This is a genomic window from Mesorhizobium sp. M1050, from assembly GCF_040318715.1.
GTDB lineage: Bacteria > Pseudomonadota > Alphaproteobacteria > Rhizobiales > Rhizobiaceae > Mesorhizobium.
The window spans coordinates 1-17,052 of sequence record NZ_JAMYMV010000054.1 but is presented as its reverse complement, the minus strand read 5'-3'; the positions used below and the strand labels follow the sequence as shown (position 1 = coordinate 17,052).

The window sequence follows — 17,052 nt, the reverse complement described above, 5'->3', positions numbered from 1 at the left end:
ATGTTTGTTGAGATGACTGCATTCCTTGGCGCAGAACGCAACCTTCGCAATGTAGTCTCTGCATTTCTTCTGGCCGCGCTAACCAGTCTCCTCCTTTCCGCTCCCGCCTCCGCTGCAACGATCAACGACCAGTTTCGCGCCTGGCTGCAGGACGACCTGTGGCCGCAGGCCAAGGCGAAAGGCATTTCCAGGCACACCTTCGATGCCGCCTTCGACGGCATCAATCCCAATCTGAAGCTGCCCGATTTGGTCAAACCGGGCGAGAAGGCGACCACGCCGCAGAAACAACACCAGGCCGAATTCGGCTCGCCCGGCGCCTATTTTGCCGAGAAGACGGTTCTTGCGGTGACGGCAGGCGGACGTGCGCGTGAAGCCACCAATGCCAGGACACTTGCAGCCATCGAGAAGCGCTACGGCGTGCCGGGAGAAGTGCTTTTGGCGATCTGGGGTCGCGAGACCGGCTTCGGCGCGGCGAAAATGCCTTATGACGCCTTCGAGGTGCTTGGCACCAAGGCATTCATGTCGACCAAGAAGGATTTTTTCCGCACCGAACTCCTGGCGGCACTCGAAATCGTCGAGCGCGGGCTGGCCCCGGTCGGCGCGATGAAATCGTCATGGGCCGGGGCGCTCGGCCAGCCGCAATTCATGCCGACCTCTTTCCTGAAGCATGCCGTCGATTTCGACGGCGACGGCCGTGTCGACATCTGGAACTCGACGCCGGATGTGCTGGCTTCGATCGCCAATTATCTCGTCCATTATGGTTGGGTGAAGGGCCGTGGCTGGGGTTTCGAGGTGACTGTGCCGGATCAGGTTTCCTGCGCGCTGGAAGGCCCGGACCAGGGCAAGAAGATTTCGGATTGGGCGGCAATGGGCATTAAGCGCGTCGGCGGCAAACCGTTTCCGACGAGCGAGCTCAAGGCCGAGGGTTTCCTGCTGATGCCGGCCGGGCGCAGCGGCCCGGCCTTTATCGCCACGCCCAATTTCTACGTGCTGAAGGAATACAACACCAGCGACCTCTACGCGCTGTTCATCGGTCATGGCGCCGATCGCATAGCCCATGGCGACTCGAATTTTTCAGGGAACTGGGGCGCGGTTGGCGGGCTCCACCGTTCCGACATCGCCGCCCTGCAGCGCACGCTGCAAGCCAAGGGCTATGATGTCGGCAGCGTCGACGGACTGCCCGGCTTCAAGACCCGCCGTTCGATCGGCAGGTGGCAGGTCAAGAACGGTCGCGCCGCAACCTGCTTCCCCGATGCGGAGTTGGTGACAGCGCTGAAGTAGCCCGGAATAGCAGATTTTTCTCATTTGGCAGCCTCGATTAGCCGCCAAATGCATCGACTTCCAACAGCTCCTTCTGGTCCAATGCGTCGTCCTACAAAACCCCGTTGCCGAGTTGGGGGGTGCCGGATTAGGGTGTTGACCAACTGGACAAAAAACACGACGGTAGCGGGTCAGAGGCCGTCTTCCGGCCCCTAAAAAATTTTCTGCATCCCTGAGCCGGGAACTCAGGTCGCCAAACAACAAAACAGGGAACAATCACGATGATGATGGAAAAGTTTGCTCTCCGCTCCCGCATCTTGCTTGCGGGTGCGGCCATGTCCGCGCTGCTTCTGGCCGGCGCGCCTGCCGGTGCGGTCACGCCCGCCGACACGCTGGTCGAAGGTTTCGCGATCGACGACATCATCACCATGGATCCGAACGAGGCATTCGAGCTATCTACTGCCGAGATCACCGGCAACACCTATGATCTGCTGGTCCGTCTCGACCTCAACGACACCTCCAAGGTCAAGGGCGACCTCGCCGAAAGCTGGACCGTCTCCGACGATGGCCTGACCTACACGTTCAAACTCAAGCCCGGTCTCAAATTCGCTTCCGGCAATCCGATAACGGCGGCAGACGTTGCCTATTCATTCGAGCGTGCCATCAAGCTCGACAAGAGCCCGGCCTTCATCATCGGACAGTTTGGCATCAGCGGCGACAACGTCACCGAAAAAGCCAAAGCGGTCGACGACAGCACTTTCCAGTTCACCGTCGACAAGGCCTATGCGCCGAGCTTCGTGCTGAACTGCCTGTCGGCAACGGTCGCCTCGGTTGTCGATGCCAAGCTGGTCAAGGAACATGTCGTCACCGCGGCACCCACCGCCGACTACAAATGGGACAATGATTTCGGCAATGCCTGGCTGAAGACCGGCTATGCCGGCTCCGGCGTCTTCAAGCTGCGCGAATGGCGCGCCAACGAGGCTGTCGTTCTCGAGCGCAACGACAATTACTACGGCGAAAAGGCCAAACTAGCCCGCGTCATTTATCGCAACATGAAGGAAAGCTCGGCCCAGCGCCTGGCGCTCGAAGCCGGCGACATCGACGTCGCCCGTAATCTCGAGCCGAACGACCTCGACGCAATCGCCAAGAACGCCGACCTCACCACCACCAGCGCGCCGAAGGGCACGGTCTTCTATATCAGCCTCAACCAGAAGAACGCGAAACTCGCCAAGCCCGAGGTTCGCCAAGCATTCAAATATCTGGTCGACTATGATGCCTTGAGCTCGACCATTCTCAAGGGCATCGGTGAGATCCACCAGACCTTCCTGCCCAAGGGCGTGCTCGGCGAGCTCGACGAGAATCCGTTCAAGCTCGACGTCGCCAAGGCCAAGGAATTGCTCGCCAAGGCAGGTCTGGCCGACGGTTTCAGCGTAACCATGGACGTTCGCACCGGCCAGCCGACGACGGGCATGGCGGAATCGATCCAGCAGACGCTTGGCCAGGCCGGTATCAAGCTGGAGATCATTCCCGGCGACGGCAAGCAGACGCTGACCAAATATCGCGCCCGCAATCACGACATCTATATCGGCCAGTGGGGTCAGGACTATTTCGATCCGAACTCCAATGCCCAGACCTTTGCCTCGAACCCGGACAATTCGGATGCCGGCAAGTCCCACACGCTTGCCTGGCGGAACTCCTGGGACATTCCGGACCTGACCAAGGAAACGGAAGCGGCTTTGCTCGAGAAGGACGCCGGCAAACGCGCCGACATGTACAAGGATCTCCAGAAGAAGATCCTCGACACCAGTCCTTTCGTCGTCATCCACCAGCAGCTGGAAGTGGCCGGCCTGCGCAAGAACCTCAAGGGCTTCGCACTCGGCCCGAGCTTCGACAGCAACTTCGTCGGGCCGGTCTCGAAATAACGCCGCGGGCGCCGCATGAGCGCGGTTGAAAATGGGAGCGGGCGCGGCAGCGCCCGCGCCGTCGCCATTGCATCATCGCTCGGCCGCTTCCTGGTCATCGCGATCACGACCTATCTTGGTCTGCTCGCGGTGACCTTCTTCATCGGTCGTGTCATCCCGATCGACCCGGTGCTGGCGGTGCTCGGCGACCGGGCGCCGGCCAATGTCGTCGAGCGCACGCGCCGCGAGATGGGCCTCGACCTGCCGTTGATCGAGCAGTTCTATATCTATGTGAAAAATGCCCTGAACGGCAATTTCGGCGTCTCCGTGCTGACCACGAACCCCGTCATGACCGACATTCGCCGAGCGCTTCCGGCGACCACGGAGCTGGCGACGCTGGGAACGTTGATCGGTGCGCTGTTCGGCGTGCCGCTTGGTGTGCTGGCCGCGGTCAGGCGCGGCAGTCTCATCGACCAGATCGTGCGCATCATCGGCCTGATCGGCTATTCCGTGCCGATTTTCTGGCTCGGACTGCTGGCGCTGGTTTTGTTCTACGCCAAGCTGCAATGGGTGGCCTTCCCGGCGAGGCTCGACGTCGTCTACGAGTACACCTTCACGCCGATCACCGGTTTCTACCTGCTGGATTCCCTGTGGCAGCGGCAGTGGGATGTCTTCCACGATGCCTTCCGCCACATCATCCTGCCGGCTTCGCTGCTCGGCTATTTCTCGCTCGCCTATATCAGCCGCATGACGCGCTCGTTCATGCTCAACGAGCTGTCGCAGGAATACATCGTCGCGGCGCGCGCCAAGGGCCTGTCGGAGACCCGCATCATTTGGGGCCACGCATTACGCAACGCCGCCGTGCCGATGGTCACGGTGATCGCACTGTCCTATGCCGGCCTGCTTGAAGGTTCGGTGCTGACCGAGACTGTCTTTTCGTGGCCAGGCATCGGTCTCTACATCACCAATTCGCTACAGAACGCCGACATGAATGCCGTGCTCGGCGGCACCATTGTGATCGGCTCGGTGTTCATCGCCATCAATCTGCTCTCCGACCTGCTCTACCGCGTGCTCGATCCGAGGACGAAGGTAAGATGAGCAGAGGCATCCCACTTTCGGGCTCAGTTGCGCCCAATCACCCCCACTCCGGCCCTTCGGGCCACCTCTCCCCCTGCCCGGGGGAGAGGAAAAGCCGGGCGCACGCCTGGCGCCTTTCCTCTCCCCCGTCGAGCGGGGGAGAGGTGGTCTGCGCAGCAGACCGGAGTGGGGGTCGACAGCTCCAAGAGGCATCGTCATGACCGCCTCCGACGCCCGCCCTCTCTCTCGTCGTGACTGGCTGCTCAGCGAGCGGCCGGCCTCGCGCATGCAGGCAAGACTCGGCCGCGCCTACGTGGCGTGGCGGCGCTTTTCCGCCAACCGGCTGGCGTTTCTCGGCCTGCTCATCATCATCGCCTTGCTGGTCGTTGCCGCCTTTGCCGGCGTGCTGGCGCCGTATTCGCCGACATTTGGCGACCTGAAAAACGCGCGTCTGCTGGCTCCGAGCGCCGAGCACTGGTTCGGCACCGACGACCTCGGCCGCGACATCCTTTCGCGCATCCTCTACGGCTCGCGCTGGACGCTTTATGTGGTCATCCTGGTTGCGATTATCGCCGCACCGATCGGCCTGCTGGTCGGCACTGTCGCCGGCTATGCCGGCGGCTGGACCGATGCCATCCTGATGCGCATCACCGATATTTTCCTCGCCTTCCCCAAGCTGATCCTGGCGCTGGCCTTTGTCGCAGCCCTTGGGCCAGGCATCGAGAACGCTGTGCTTGCCATCGCCATCACCTCCTGGCCGCCTTACGCACGCATCGCGCGCGCCGAGACGCTGACGGTGCGCAATTCCGATTACATCAAGGCGGTGCAACTGATGGGTGCTTCGCCTTTCCGTATCGTGCTGCGCCACATCATGCCGCTCTGCATCTCCTCGCTGATCATCCGGGTGACGCTCGACATGGCCGGCATCATCCTGACCGCCGCCGGCCTCGGTTTCCTCGGCCTTGGCGCGCAGCCACCGCTGCCGGAATGGGGCACGATGATCGCTTCGGGCCGCCGTTTCGTGCTTGATCAGTGGTGGGTGGCCGGCGCGCCAGGCTTCGCCATCCTCATCGTCAGCCTCGGCTTCAACCTGCTCGGCGATGGCCTGCGCGACGCGCTCGATCCGCGGAGCGGCGACCAATGAGCCACGATCCCAACCAGCAGCGATCAACGAGCGCGCTGCTCGATGTCGAGGATCTCCGCGTCACCTTCCCGACCCGCACCGGGCTGATCGAAGCGGTTCGCGGCGTCTCCTTTTCGCTCGGCCGCGAGCGGCTCGGCATCGTCGGCGAGTCCGGCTCGGGCAAATCGCAGACCGGCCGCGCCATCATGGGCCTGACGCCGCCGCAGGCGCGGATATCGGCCAACAAGCTTTCCTTCGACGGCATCGACCTGCTCAGCGTCTCGCCACGCGAACGCCGGTCACTGCGGGGAAAGCGCATCGCCATGATCCTGCAGGATCCGAAATATTCGCTCGATCCGGTGATGAGCATCGGCCGCCAGATCGTCGAGACGCTGCGCACCCATGAAAAGGTCGGCAAAGCCGAGGCGCGCGATCGCGCACTGGCAATGCTGGAGGCGGTGCAGATCCGCGATCCGGCCCGCGTGTTCGACCTGCATCCGCATGAAGTGTCCGGCGGCATGGGCCAGCGCGCCATGATCGCCATGATGCTGATCGCCGGGCCGGAAATGATGATTGCCGACGAGCCGACCTCGGCGCTCGACGTCACCGTGCAGCTCGACGTACTCGGCATCCTTGATCGGCTGGTCAGTGAGCGCGGCATGGGGCTGATCTTCATCTCGCACGATTTGCGCCTGGTCTCGTCCTTCTGCGACCGCGTCATCGTCATGTATGCAGGCAAGGTGGTCGAGCAGCTCAAGGCATCCGAGCTCGGCCGCGCCCAGCATCCCTATACGCGCGGCCTGCTCAATTGCATGCCCAAGATCGGCGCCGACCGTCATCCGTTGCCGGTGCTCGACCGCAAGCCGGAGTGGGCGGCATGACTTCTGCGATTGCCGTCGACGGGCTGGAAGTGATCTTCGACCGTTTTCGCGCGCTGAAGGGCATCAGGCTTGATGTGCAGCCGGGCGAGTCCTTTGGCCTGGTCGGCGAATCCGGTTCCGGCAAGTCGACGCTGCTGCGAGCCATCGCCGGCCTTGCGCCGGTCGCTTCGGGCAGCATCGCCGTCAACGGCAAGACGCTCGGCGCGCGCCGCGACAAAGCCTTTTATCGCGAAGTCCAGATGGTCTTCCAGGACCCCTACGGCTCTCTGCATCCGCGCCAGACCGTCGACCGCCTGCTGCAGGAGCCGCTTGCCATCCACCGGTTTGCCGACGGCGAAAAGCGCATCCAGCGGGCGCTCGACGAGGTCGGTCTCGGCAACGGCTTTCGCTTCCGCTACTCCCATCAATTGTCGGGCGGCCAGCGCCAGCGCGTGGCGATTGCCCGAGCGCTCATTCTCGAACCATCGATCCTGCTGCTCGACGAACCGACCTCGGCGCTCGACGCCTCGGTCCAGGCGGAAGTGCTCAACCTTCTGGAAGATGTCCGCCGGCGGCGCAAGCTGACCTTCCTAATGGTCAGTCACGACCTCGCCATCATCACCCATATGTGCGAGCGGCTGATGGTGATGCAAAGCGGCGAGGCGGTGGAGAATCTGGCGGCGGCAGACCTCGTCGAGCGCCGCGTGACCAAGGATTATACGCGCAACCTGCTGAGAGCGAGCGACGGGTTTGTGAGAACCGCCTGAATTCGTTCTTCCTGTGTACAGAACAACCGTCTTGGGGGACTACCATGGAGGAATGGAAGTTTGCTGACCCACCCAATGTCGCGGTGTTGTCGGACAAGAGCAGTGGCGACTGGATCGCATACGTTGTGCATGAAGATGACGACGACGACAGCTACAACGATGACGGTGGCAGTTGGCAATTCCACAACAGCGAACCCGGACCTGTGGATGACGGCGATATAATGCTCGTCGGCCTGCAAGAGGTGGTTCAACTGGATGAAAGCATCCTGACATTGGCCGATTTGCCAAAAGGTTGGTATGCTTGGCGAAGTTCCAAATCGTCGCGGTGGCAGCGCGCCAAATCACTCCCTGTACCCTCCAACGATAACGAGTGATCCAGCACGATCTTAAGTCGACCTTTGCGCCAGATCGGCCCCATCCAGAACGGGTGGCTCTTCCCGGCGTTTCGGCTCCTTGATCCTGAACCAGGCCACATAGAGCGCCGGCAGGAACAGCAGCGTGATCGCCGTGCCGGCGATGATGCCGCCCATCATGGCGAACGCCATCGGTGCCCAGAACACCTCGCGTGCGATCGGGATCAGCGCCAGGCTGGCAGCGGCGGCCGTCAGCGCGATCGGTCGCATGCGGTGTTCGGTGGCTTCGATCACCGCCGCCCAGCGATCCTTGCCTTCGGCGACCAGATCCTCGATCTGCACGATCAGGATGACCGAGTTGCGGATCAGGATGCCGATCAGCGCCAGCACCCCCAATATCGCGACGAAGCCGAGCGGTGCGCCGCTCGGCAGCAAGGCCGCGACCACGCCAATCAGCCCCAGTGGCGCGACGGCCACGACCAGGAACAGGCGCTGGAAGCTTTGCAGCTGGATCATCAGGATCGTCGCCATGATGAACAGCATCAGCGGCACGACCGCCGCGATCGGGCCCTGGCTTTTGGCGCTTTCCTCGACCGAGCCGGCCGTGGCGATGGCATAGCCGACCGGCAGCTTGGCGATGAAGGCATCGACCGAGGGTTTCAGCTCGTCGACCACGGTCGCCGGCAGCGCATCGTCCACGAGTCCGGCGCCCACAGTGATCGTCGGCACGCGGCTGCGTCGCCAGACTGTCGGCTGCTCCAACTCGTAGTGGAAGTTGGCGACGGCGGCCAGCGGGATGGATTCGCCGGCACCGGTCGGCAATTGCATGTTGCGCAGCGTCTCGATCGAGCCGCGTTCGGCACCGCGTGAGCGGACCACGACGTTGATGAGGTACGTAGCGTCGCGCACCTGGGTGATGGTGACGCCGCCAACGATGCTGTTCAGCGCATTGGAGATGTCCGACGAGGTGACGCCAAGCTGGCGCGCCTTGTCCTGCAGCACGTCCACTTTCAGCACCCGCGACGGTTCATTCCAGTCGAAGATCGGTGCGCCAAGCTTGGGATTGGTCGAGATGACGCCTGCCAGTTGCTGGGACAGCGTCCTCACCGTCTGGATGTCGGGGCCGCTGACGCGGTATTGCACCGGCCGGCCGACGGGCGGACCGAGTTCGAGCGTCTTGACGAAGGCGTCGGTGCCGATGAAGTCGTCGCGCAGCATTTTTTCTATTGCCGCCTTTACCCTGTCACGCGCCTCGACGTTCTTGGTGACGATGACGGTCTGGCCGAAATAGGGATTGGCCGGCTGCACGTCATAGGCAAGCACGAAGCGTACCGCGCCCTGGCCGATATAGGAGCTCCAGTGATCGATGTCGGGATTGCCGGCAAGGGCTGCCTTCTCGAAGCGCTCCATCTGGTCGCGCGTCTCGGCGATCGATGAATTCTGCGGCAGGTTCCAGTCGACGATAAGTTCCGGCCGGTCGGAGGACGGGAAGAACTGCTGCTGGACAAAGCCCATGCCGACGACCGAGGCGGCGAACAACAGCACCGTCGCGATGATCGTCAGCCAGTGGCGGCGCACCGACCCAACCAGCACGCTGCGGAACAGCGAGGTGAAACGGCCGGGTTTGTCGTGGTGCTTCTGCTTCATCACCGCAGGCAGGATGGTGATGCCGAGTAGCGGCGCAAACAGCACCGCGACGATCCAGGACACCAGAAGCGAAACGGCAATGACGACGAACAGCGTGTAGGTGTATTCGCCAGCCGCGCTGTTGTTGAGACCGATCGGAATGAAGCCGGTTACCGTCACCAGCGTTCCGGTCAGCATCGGGAACGCGGTCGAGGTGTAGACATAGGTCGCCGCCTTGCGCAGATTGTCGCCGGCCTCCAGCCTCGCCACCATCATCTCCACGGCTATCATGGCGTCGTCGACCAGCAGGCCGAGTGCGATGATTAGCGCACCCAGCGAAATGCGCTGGAGCGAGATGCCGAGATAGTCCATGAACAGGAAGGTGATGGCGAGCACCAGTGGGATCGACAGCGCCACGACGAAGCCGGCGCGCATGCCGAGGCTGATGAACGAGACGGCAAGCACGATGGCGACAGCCTCGAACAGCGCGCGGGTGAAGCCCGAGACCGCTTCCTCGACGATGACAGGCTGGTCGGCGACCAGATGTACGCCGACACCAACCGGCAGGTCGGCAACGATCTTGTCCATCTCGACCTTCAGCGCCTTGCCGAAGTCGAGCAAATTGGCGTTGGGCTTCATGCCGATGGCGAGCCCGATCGCATCCTCGCCGTTGAAACGGAACAATGCCGTCGGCGGATCGGCGTAGCCGCGGGTGATGGTGGCGACATCGCTCAGCCGAAAGAAACGGTCATTGACGCGCAAATTGATGGCGCGCAGGCTTTCCTCCGAAGTGAACTGGCCCGAGACGCGCACGCTGACGCGTTCGGGGCCGGTCTCGATGACACCGGAAGGCGCAATCGCGTTCTGTGCCTGCAGGCTAGCGACGATTGCCTGCTGGTTCAGGCCAAGGGCTGCGATCTGGCGGGTCGAAAACTCGAGATAGATCGCCTCGTCCTGGGCGCCGATCAGGTCGACCTTGCCGGCATTTGGCACGGCCAGGATCTGGGTGCGCGCCTGCTCGACATAGTCGCGCAGCTGGCGCGATGTCAGCCCGTCCGCCGTGAATGCGTAGATGTTGCCGTAGACGTCGCCAAAACTGTCGTTGAAGAACGGACCTTGCACGCCCTGCGGAAACTGGGCGCCGATGTCATTGATCATGTTGCGGATGCGCACCCAGGTCGGGGCTACGTCACGAGCCTTGGTCGACGGCTTGAGATTGACGAAGATGACGGTCTTGCCAGCCGTGGTGACAGATTTGCTGTAGTCGAGGCTGTCGAGTTCCTCCAGTTTCTTCTCGATGCGGTCGGTCACTTGGCGGACTGTCTCGTTGACCGAGGCGCCCGGCCAGTTGGCCTGGATCAGCATGGTCTTGATCGTGAAGGCCGGGTCTTCCTCGCGGCCGAGATTGAGATAGGCCGAGACACCGGCGACGACGAACACCAGCATGAAATACCAGACCAGCGAACGATGGCTGAGCGCCCAGTCGGAGAGGTTGAAGCCCTTCACTTGGCGGCTCCTTCGGGGATCTTGACCGTCTCGCCCGGAGTCAGGCTGTGCACGCCTGCGGTGACGACGCGCGCGCCCGCGTTAAGTCCGCCGGCGACGACAAAGCTGCCGCCGCGTTTGGCGCCGATCTGGATATCGTGCAAGGCTACCTTCGATTGCGCATCGACGATCCACACTTGCTGCTTGCCGTCCTTTTCGACCAGTGCCGACAGCGGCAGCTCGATCGTCGGGTCGATCGGCATCACCCGTGTCGCCGTGACCGTCGAGCCGAGCCGGAATGCGGTCGGCGCATTGAGCAGCGTCAGGCGCACGCGGCGGGTGCGGGTCGAACTATCGGCCTGCGGCGCGATCTCGCGCAGCTTGGCTTCCGTGCGGATCGAGGGCAGAGACTGCAGGATGACGTCGAAGCCGGTTCCGACAGCCAGGTCGCCGGTCAGCTGGTCGGGAATGTCGACGACGGCTTCGCGCACGTCCGAGCGCGCCACCGTCACCACGGTCTGGCCGGCCGATACTGTCTGCCCGACTTCGGCGCCGGTGGCGGTGACGACGCCATCGAAATCCGAAAACAGGCGGGCATAGCCAAGCTGTTCCTGAGATTTAGCCAGCGCAGCCCTGGCGCGCTCGACATTGGCCTGCGCGGCTTGCCGCGCCTGCTGGGCTGCCTCATAGGTGGCCTGCGAGGTGTTCCTGTCTGCCAGCAATGCGCGCTGGCGCTCCTCGCTGGCGTAAGCATTGGTGAATTCCGCCTGTGCGTTGGAGAGGCCAGCCTTGGCTGCCTGAACGGCCAATTCCAGCGCCGTCGGATCGAGCGTGGCGAACGTCGTACCCTTGGTGACGAGGTCGCCGATATCGACGTCGCGGGTGACGACACGGCCAAGCAGGCGGAAGGCCAGGTTGGCACTGAATTCCGGCTCGACGACGCCGGCGAAGCCAAGCGTCTGGCTGGTGCGCGGCTCGACCACCACCGAAAGCACCGGCCGGATGATCTCGGGCGCCTTTTCCGGCTCGGCCGAACAGGCGCCGACAACAACCAGCGCCGACAGGGCGATCATGCGCGCAGGCCGGTTCATTGCGTTGCCCCTCCGGCGATCTCGACCGTCTGGCCCGGGCTTAGCAATTGTCCACCGGCAGTGATGACGTGCTGGCCGGGCTCCAGCCCCTTGTCGACGACGATGACGCCGGAACCATAAGCGAGAATATCGACCGGCGCGACGGTGACCTTCTTGGAAGCAGGGTCGACGAGCCAGACCGCAGGCTGACCGTTGCTGGAGGTCAGCGCCTGCCAGGGCAGGATCACGGCTTTCACCGGCTGGGCGCTGACCGTGCCGGTGACGGCGGCGCCAAGCGGCATGGCGGCAGGGGTCTCGGGAATGGCGACCTTGACCCGAACCGAGGCCGAGGCGGCGTCGACCACTGGAGAAATCTCTCGCACCTTGCCTGTCGCCTTCACCGACGGATCCGACACCAGCGTGATCGACACCGGCGGTGGTGCCATCGAGCTGCCGGCAACCAGCGTTTCATGAACGTTGAAGACGGCGTCGCGGTCGCCGTCCTCGGCGATGGTGAAGACTGTTTGTGCCCCTTGCACCACCTGGCCGGCCTCGACCGAACGTGCCGTGACGACACCCGGCGCGCCGGCCCGCAGCTCGGTGAAGGTGAAGCTCTCCCGGGCATTGTCCAACGCGCTCTGCGCCTGCTGGACGCCGCCTTGTGCAACGCTCTGCACCTGTGCTGCCTGATCATAGTCCCGGCGCGTGGTAAAACCCTGAGCAAGCAGCGTCTTTTGGCGCTCGAAGGCGGCGGATGCCTGCGTCAATTGCGCCTGTGCTGCGTCGAGATCGGCCTGCGCCGAGCGCAGGTCCGATTCCTGCTCCTGTGGATCGATGCGGGCCAGCAACGTGCCCTTGTCGACATGCTGGCCGATTTCCACCAGCCGCTCTGCGACGCGGCCGCCGACCCGGAAGGCGAGGTTGTTCAGCGTGCGCGCGGCGATGACCCCGGTCAGCGACGTCGTCGGGGCATAGAAGGAGATTTCGACTTCGGCGGTGCGCACCATGGTCGGCAGCTTGTGTTCGGCCGCCTCCTGTTTCTGGCAACCCGCAAGCAGCAGGCTGGCCATCGTGCAGGCGATAAGGATAGGGGCATTTCGAAACGGCAAAGGGCTGGATGGCGACAGTGGCAAGGCGGGAGATGTCACGTTCCGGCTCATGGCTCTCTCGCCTGTGTGGGACGCTCCCGCCACGGAGCCTCGCGGCGTCAGAAGATAGTCGATCCCTTGGAAAAGGGAACCTCCTTCGCACGCTTACCGGTCGACTGGTTCTGGCCGCGCGGGGCGACAGGCCCAATCGCCTGTTGACGGTGCCAACTTGAGGAAAACGTGAAATAAGGTCAGAAGACGTGTCAGCGACATCAAACAAGAACGGGCGCCGGCTCGATGAGGACAGCATGAAGAATTCAGCCATTTCCGAACGCAAGAACCAGTCGATCTCGCGCGGCGTCGGCATGACCACGCAGATCTATGCCGACCGGGCCGAGAATTCGGAGATCTGGGATGTCGAAGGCCGTCGCTACATAGATTTTTCGTCGGGTATCGCCGTCGTCAACACCGGTCACCGCCACCCCAAGGTGATCGAGGCGGTCAAGGCGCAGCTCGACCGCTTCACCCACACCTGCCATCAGGTGGTGCCCTATGAAAGCTATGTGCGGCTGGCCGAACGGCTGAACGGCATGCTGCCCGGCAAGTTCGAGAAGAAGACGATCTTCGTCACCACTGGCGCCGAGGCAGTCGAGAACGCGATCAAGATCGCCCGCAACGCCACCGGCCGCCAGGCGGTCATCGCCTTTGCCGGCGGCTTCCACGGCCGCACCTTCATGGGCATGGCACTGACCGGCAAGGTCGTGCCCTACAAGGTCGGCTTCGGCGCCATGCCGGGCGACGTTTATCACGCGCCGTTCCCGGTGCCGCTGCATGGCGTATCGGTCGCCGATTCGCTGGCCGCCCTCGACCGCCTGTTCAAGGCCGATGTCGACCCGGCCCGCGTCGCCGCCATCATCATCGAGCCGGTCCAGGGCGAGGGTGGCTTCTACGAGGCGCCGCGCGAGTTCCTGACGGCTCTGCGCAAGCTTTGCGACCAGCACAGCATGCTTCTGATCGCCGACGAGGTGCAGACCGGCTTTGCCCGTACCGGCAAGATGTTCGCGATGGATCACCACGAGGTAGCGGCCGACATCACCACCATGGCCAAGAGCCTGGCTGGCGGCTTCCCGCTGGCCGCGGTCACCGGCCGCGCCGAAATCATGGATGCACCAGGCCCCGGCGGGCTCGGCGGTACCTATGGCGGCAGCCCTATCGGTGTCGCCGCGGCGCACGCCGTGCTCGACGTGATCGATGAGGAAAAGCTGTGCGACCGCGCCAACACGCTGGGTGCAAGACTGAAGCAGCGGCTGCAGTCGATCCGCGACGACGTGCCCGAGATCGTCGACATAAGAGGCCTCGGCTTCATGAACGCGGTCGAGTTCAACGACGTCAAGAAGGGCCTGCCGTCGGCCGAGATAGCCAATGCGATCAGGCTGAAGGCGCTCGACAAGGGCCTGATCCTGCTGACCTGCGGCGTCTACGGCAACGTCATCCGCTTCCTGGCGCCGATCACCATCCAGGACGGCGTCATGAACGAGGCGCTCGACATTCTGGAAAGCTCGATCCGCGAAGTGTGCGCCGCCTGATCGGCGAGGATATCGCCTAGGATTCAACAACCTTGCGGGAAAAGGCCGAGATAGGGTGGCAAGCTGCCGTTCAACGCCCTATGCGAGCACGAAATTCTGCGGTCGAATTGGTGCGTGGAAACGGTTCGGAAGGCAACTGTACACCGAGAAAGGCACAAAGGGGCTCCCATCCTTCGGAGGCCTGATAAGTGAGAAGGCGTTCAGGTGGCAGCGTTGATTTCACGGAAGCGTTATGTGCTTCATAGACAGCGATTGCGTGATCTCGGTCATCAAATCGACCGCCAAAGACACTGTTTCCAACCACTGCCACACCAAAGGACTGTGGATCATTGGTAGCAGCATCCATCGTGAACCCTATCGTTTGCGCCATGCTTTCATACCAGGCTTCTGGGTCACGAACTGTCAAGATAACCTTTGCGTCAGGGTAGTGGTCACTCACTTCTCGCCAGAAATGCGCCGTTGGCCAATCGACCGCGGAAAGATAGCCGGCATATGCCGTATCCCAGGTAGGGAGTTGTCCCTGGCCGGCGGCGCGCCACAGCGCCTTCTGCTCCGGATTGGCGTGGACATCTGCCATGTGATGACACGGCCCGAACCCAAGATGCTCCAACGCGAGTTTCAGCGAATATGTGCCAGTGCGACCCATGCCTGCGCCAATGACATCTAGAGCCATGAGCACCCCCCAAAGACGACTTCAATTGGTCAAAATACCGCTGTTTCCTTTACTTCGCTATAGGTTTTGAAGGTCAGCTCCCGGGCGAACTCGGTCGTTTAGGGTGATTGGGTTTTGATCCTATCCCGCCGCGCGGACAGGCTCCTCTTCCTGGAAGGCGGCAAGCGCAGCCTTCAGCCCGTCCGGTCCCGTCGCAACGGTCCCCGGCGTCGGCGAGAAGCCGGCGCCGAGCATCTTGCGGCCAAGCATGTGGTCGCCGGGACGGTTCACCGATTCGATGCCGAGCAGCCGGTCTCCAGCATAATGGTAGATCGAGAATTTGTTGTCGGGCAGATCACCCAGCACGACATGGCTGTCGCTGCCTGCAGTCAGCCCAACCATCTGCAATTTCATGTCGCCGATGTCGGACCAGAACCACGGCACGGCTGAATAGGCATCGGCATGGCCGGTAATGGTGCGTGCAGCAAGCCGCGCCTGGTCGGTGGCGTTCTGCACCGATTCCAGCCGCACGTCGCCGCCGGTGAACCAGTGCCGGTAGGAGGCGGCGTCGCCGATGGCGAGGATTTCAGGCACCGAAGTGCGCATCTGATGATCGACGCGGATGCCGTTGGCGATGCTGAGGCCTGCGGCCTGTGCCAGCTCGACATTCGGCACGGCGCCGATGCCGACGATGACCATGCGCGCCGGCAGCCTTTCACCGCTGGATGTGATCGCGGCTGCGACATGGCCGTTTTCGCCTTCGAGTCTTGCAATCGAGGTGCCGGTGAGGATGCGCACGCCTGTCGCTTCCAGTCGTTGCCGGACGTGGCTCGCCCCGACCGGCGCCACGGCGCGGCCGAGCAGCCGGTCGACTGCCTCGACAATGGTCACCGTGCGGCCGGCTGCCCGCAACGTCGCGGCGATCTCCAGCCCGATGAAGCCGCCACCGAGGATGACGACCTCGTCGCTCTGGGCGCTGAGTTCCCGGATCAGACGCGCATCGGCCAGCGAGCGCAGCGACAGCACGCCCGACAGGTCTGAACCGGGCAGCGGCAAGGTGCGCGGGCGCGAGCCGGTCGCCAGGATCAGATGGTCGAAGGCAAGTGCGCCGCCGCCTGATATCTCCAGGCTACGGCGTCCGGCATCGATGCGATCGATCCTGATGCCCGGCCGGAAGTCGATGGCGCTGCCGGTGTAGAAGGCCTCGCCGCGCAACGGTTGCGGTCTGGCCTCGGCATCCTTGATGAAGGTCTTCGACAGTGGAGGTTTATGGTAGGGCAGCTCGTTCTCGTCGCCGACTAGGATCACCGGCCCGTCATAGCCGTCGTCGCGCAGACTGGCGGCCGCTTGCACGCCCGCATGACCCGCGCCGACAATGACCACACCGTTCTTCATTGCATTCCAATCCTGCCGGTATCCTAGGATGTCTCGCCATGTGGCGATTGTCTGGCGCCGCCGCAAGCGAGGCTGTGCGGGTCGCACTCGGGATGGCTGCTGTCAATCGTACAGTTCAGCGGCAAGACCGGTGCAGGCCGCGCATTAAGTTGACAGTTGCAGTTTAGAATAATTCTAAACTATTGTTTCAATTGATTTTTCTTGCCAATCTCCATTGACATCCGACGATGTCGCAGCTTTATGGAAGCTCGCGCGTCAGCGCATCCCTTTAATGTCTGGGCCTTGAACCCTTTCGATTGGAGGCATTTTGGTGTCTTTCTTCCACGAACCGCGCGAAGGCGCGGCATCTCTTGCGCCCGATGGCTTGCAGATGGCCTGGTGCCAGTTGCCGCGCGCGCCGATTACAAAAAATCCGAGAAACTGGAGAGCGATTATGACAGCACGATATGGCGGCAGGCTTGCCGCGATCGGCGCCACGGCCCTACTGACGGCGGCGGTGTTCGTGCTGCCCGCAAAGGCCGAAACCGATGCGAAGGCGGTCATCAAGACCTATTCCGACATCGCCTTGGCCAAATATGAGGATTCGCTGACGACCGCGCAGTCGCTCGACAAGGCAGTCGACGCGCTTCTCGCCAATCCCTCGGCGGAAACCCTCAATGCAGCCCGGGGCGGCGGGGGGGGGGGGGGGGGGGGCGGCCCGCCCCCCCCCGGGGTGGGGGGCCACGCCGGTCCTCAAGCGCGAAGCCGCTGATAAGTGAGCGACCGAGCTGGCCCGATCTCAGGGTTCGAGTTCGACATCCCAGTAGAGA

Annotated in this window: 13 protein-coding genes and 1 pseudogene; 9 read left to right on the top strand and 5 right to left on the bottom strand. The window is 63.0% G+C overall.

The features are described from left to right. The first annotated feature begins 12 nt into the window (after window positions 1-12). From NKH57_RS24685 to NKH57_RS24655, 7 genes are all read left to right on the top strand, one after another. A complete protein-coding gene (locus NKH57_RS24685; protein WP_352948101.1) occupies window positions 13-1,281 on the top strand; it encodes a lytic murein transglycosylase in 1,269 nt (422 codons plus the stop codon). Window positions 1,282-1,541: 260 nt separating this feature from the next. Then, window positions 1,542-3,182 carry an ABC transporter substrate-binding protein gene (locus tag NKH57_RS24680; RefSeq protein ID WP_352948099.1) on the top strand — a complete coding sequence of 547 codons (1,641 nt, stop codon included), beginning with the start codon at window positions 1,542-1,544 and terminating at the stop codon, window positions 3,180-3,182. A gap of 15 nt (window positions 3,183-3,197) precedes the next feature. Then, window positions 3,198-4,259, top strand: a complete 1,062-nt coding sequence (locus NKH57_RS24675) for an ABC transporter permease (protein WP_352601495.1) — start codon at window positions 3,198-3,200, stop codon at window positions 4,257-4,259. A gap of 196 nt (window positions 4,260-4,455) precedes the next feature. Continuing rightward, window positions 4,456-5,382: a nickel transporter permease gene (nikC, locus tag NKH57_RS24670; RefSeq protein WP_352601493.1), complete on the top strand. Its 927-nt coding sequence runs from the start codon at window positions 4,456-4,458 to the stop codon at window positions 5,380-5,382. After that, on the top strand, window positions 5,379-6,242 hold the full coding sequence (locus tag NKH57_RS24665; RefSeq protein ID WP_352948095.1) for an ABC transporter ATP-binding protein: 864 nt from the start codon (window positions 5,379-5,381) through the stop codon (window positions 6,240-6,242). The genes nikC and NKH57_RS24665 overlap by 4 nt, the downstream gene beginning before the upstream one ends. Then, the gene (locus NKH57_RS24660; RefSeq protein WP_352727078.1) at window positions 6,239-6,988 is read left to right on the top strand and encodes an ABC transporter ATP-binding protein; all 750 of its coding nucleotides are present in this window, start codon (window positions 6,239-6,241) and stop codon (window positions 6,986-6,988) included. The genes NKH57_RS24665 and NKH57_RS24660 overlap by 4 nt, the downstream gene beginning before the upstream one ends. Before the next feature lie 44 nt (window positions 6,989-7,032). Further along, the gene (locus NKH57_RS24655; RefSeq protein WP_352948092.1) at window positions 7,033-7,362 is read left to right on the top strand and encodes a hypothetical protein; all 330 of its coding nucleotides are present in this window, start codon (window positions 7,033-7,035) and stop codon (window positions 7,360-7,362) included. A gap of 12 nt (window positions 7,363-7,374) precedes the next feature. Here NKH57_RS24655 and NKH57_RS24650 read toward each other — a convergent pair whose 3' ends face one another. The 3 genes from NKH57_RS24650 to NKH57_RS24640 are packed head-to-tail and all read right to left on the bottom strand — an operon-like array spanning window position 7,375 to window position 12,682. Continuing rightward, complete coding sequence (locus tag NKH57_RS24650; RefSeq protein WP_352948089.1) at window positions 7,375-10,473, bottom strand: efflux RND transporter permease subunit; 3,099 nt, start codon at window positions 10,471-10,473, stop codon at window positions 7,375-7,377. Further along, entirely contained in the window at window positions 10,470-11,543 is a 1,074-nt protein-coding gene (locus tag NKH57_RS24645) for an efflux RND transporter periplasmic adaptor subunit (protein ID WP_352948086.1), read from the bottom strand. Before NKH57_RS24645 ends, NKH57_RS24650 begins: the two co-directional genes overlap by 4 nt. After that, a complete protein-coding gene (locus NKH57_RS24640) occupies window positions 11,540-12,682 on the bottom strand; it encodes an efflux RND transporter periplasmic adaptor subunit (protein ID WP_352948084.1) in 1,143 nt (380 codons plus the stop codon). The genes NKH57_RS24645 and NKH57_RS24640 overlap by 4 nt, the downstream gene beginning before the upstream one ends. Window positions 12,683-12,918: 236 nt before the next feature. Here NKH57_RS24640 and NKH57_RS24635 point away from each other — a divergent pair, with 236 nt between their 5' ends. Then, entirely contained in the window at window positions 12,919-14,196 is a 1,278-nt protein-coding gene (locus tag NKH57_RS24635; RefSeq protein WP_352727069.1) for a 4-aminobutyrate--2-oxoglutarate transaminase, read from the top strand. A 70-nt stretch (window positions 14,197-14,266) separates the two neighbouring features. Here NKH57_RS24635 and NKH57_RS24630 read toward each other — a convergent pair whose 3' ends face one another. Then, complete coding sequence (locus tag NKH57_RS24630; protein ID WP_084025241.1) at window positions 14,267-14,869, bottom strand: sulfotransferase family protein; 603 nt, start codon at window positions 14,867-14,869, stop codon at window positions 14,267-14,269. A 120-nt stretch (window positions 14,870-14,989) separates the two neighbouring features. Beyond that, window positions 14,990-16,243, bottom strand: a complete 1,254-nt coding sequence (locus NKH57_RS24625) for an NAD(P)/FAD-dependent oxidoreductase (RefSeq protein WP_352948081.1) — start codon at window positions 16,241-16,243, stop codon at window positions 14,990-14,992. A 370-nt stretch (window positions 16,244-16,613) separates the two neighbouring features. Here NKH57_RS24625 and NKH57_RS24620 point away from each other — a divergent pair. Then, window positions 16,614-16,910, top strand: a pseudogene (locus NKH57_RS24620) (imelysin family protein); the annotation flags it as partial. Between the last annotated feature and the right edge of the window lie 142 nt (window positions 16,911-17,052).

Coding starts and splice junctions, on each gene's coding strand:
- NKH57_RS24685 (WP_352948101.1), top strand. CDS start 13: ATGACTGCATTCCTTGGCGCAGAACGCAACCTTCGCAATGTAGTCTCT.
- NKH57_RS24680 (WP_352948099.1), top strand. CDS start 1,542: ATGATGATGGAAAAGTTTGCTCTCCGCTCCCGCATCTTGCTTGCGGGT.
- NKH57_RS24675 (WP_352601495.1), top strand. CDS start 3,198: ATGAGCGCGGTTGAAAATGGGAGCGGGCGCGGCAGCGCCCGCGCCGTC.
- nikC (WP_352601493.1), top strand. CDS start 4,456: ATGACCGCCTCCGACGCCCGCCCTCTCTCTCGTCGTGACTGGCTGCTC.
- NKH57_RS24665 (WP_352948095.1), top strand. CDS start 5,379: ATGAGCCACGATCCCAACCAGCAGCGATCAACGAGCGCGCTGCTCGAT.
- NKH57_RS24660 (WP_352727078.1), top strand. CDS start 6,239: ATGACTTCTGCGATTGCCGTCGACGGGCTGGAAGTGATCTTCGACCGT.
- NKH57_RS24655 (WP_352948092.1), top strand. CDS start 7,033: ATGGAGGAATGGAAGTTTGCTGACCCACCCAATGTCGCGGTGTTGTCG.
- NKH57_RS24645 (WP_352948086.1), bottom strand. CDS start 11,543: ATGAACCGGCCTGCGCGCATGATCGCCCTGTCGGCGCTGGTTGTTGTC.
- NKH57_RS24640 (WP_352948084.1), bottom strand. CDS start 12,682: ATGAGCCGGAACGTGACATCTCCCGCCTTGCCACTGTCGCCATCCAGC.
- NKH57_RS24635 (WP_352727069.1), top strand. CDS start 12,919: ATGAAGAATTCAGCCATTTCCGAACGCAAGAACCAGTCGATCTCGCGC.
- NKH57_RS24630 (WP_084025241.1), bottom strand. CDS start 14,869: ATGGCTCTAGATGTCATTGGCGCAGGCATGGGTCGCACTGGCACATAT.
- NKH57_RS24625 (WP_352948081.1), bottom strand. CDS start 16,243: ATGAAGAACGGTGTGGTCATTGTCGGCGCGGGTCATGCGGGCGTGCAA.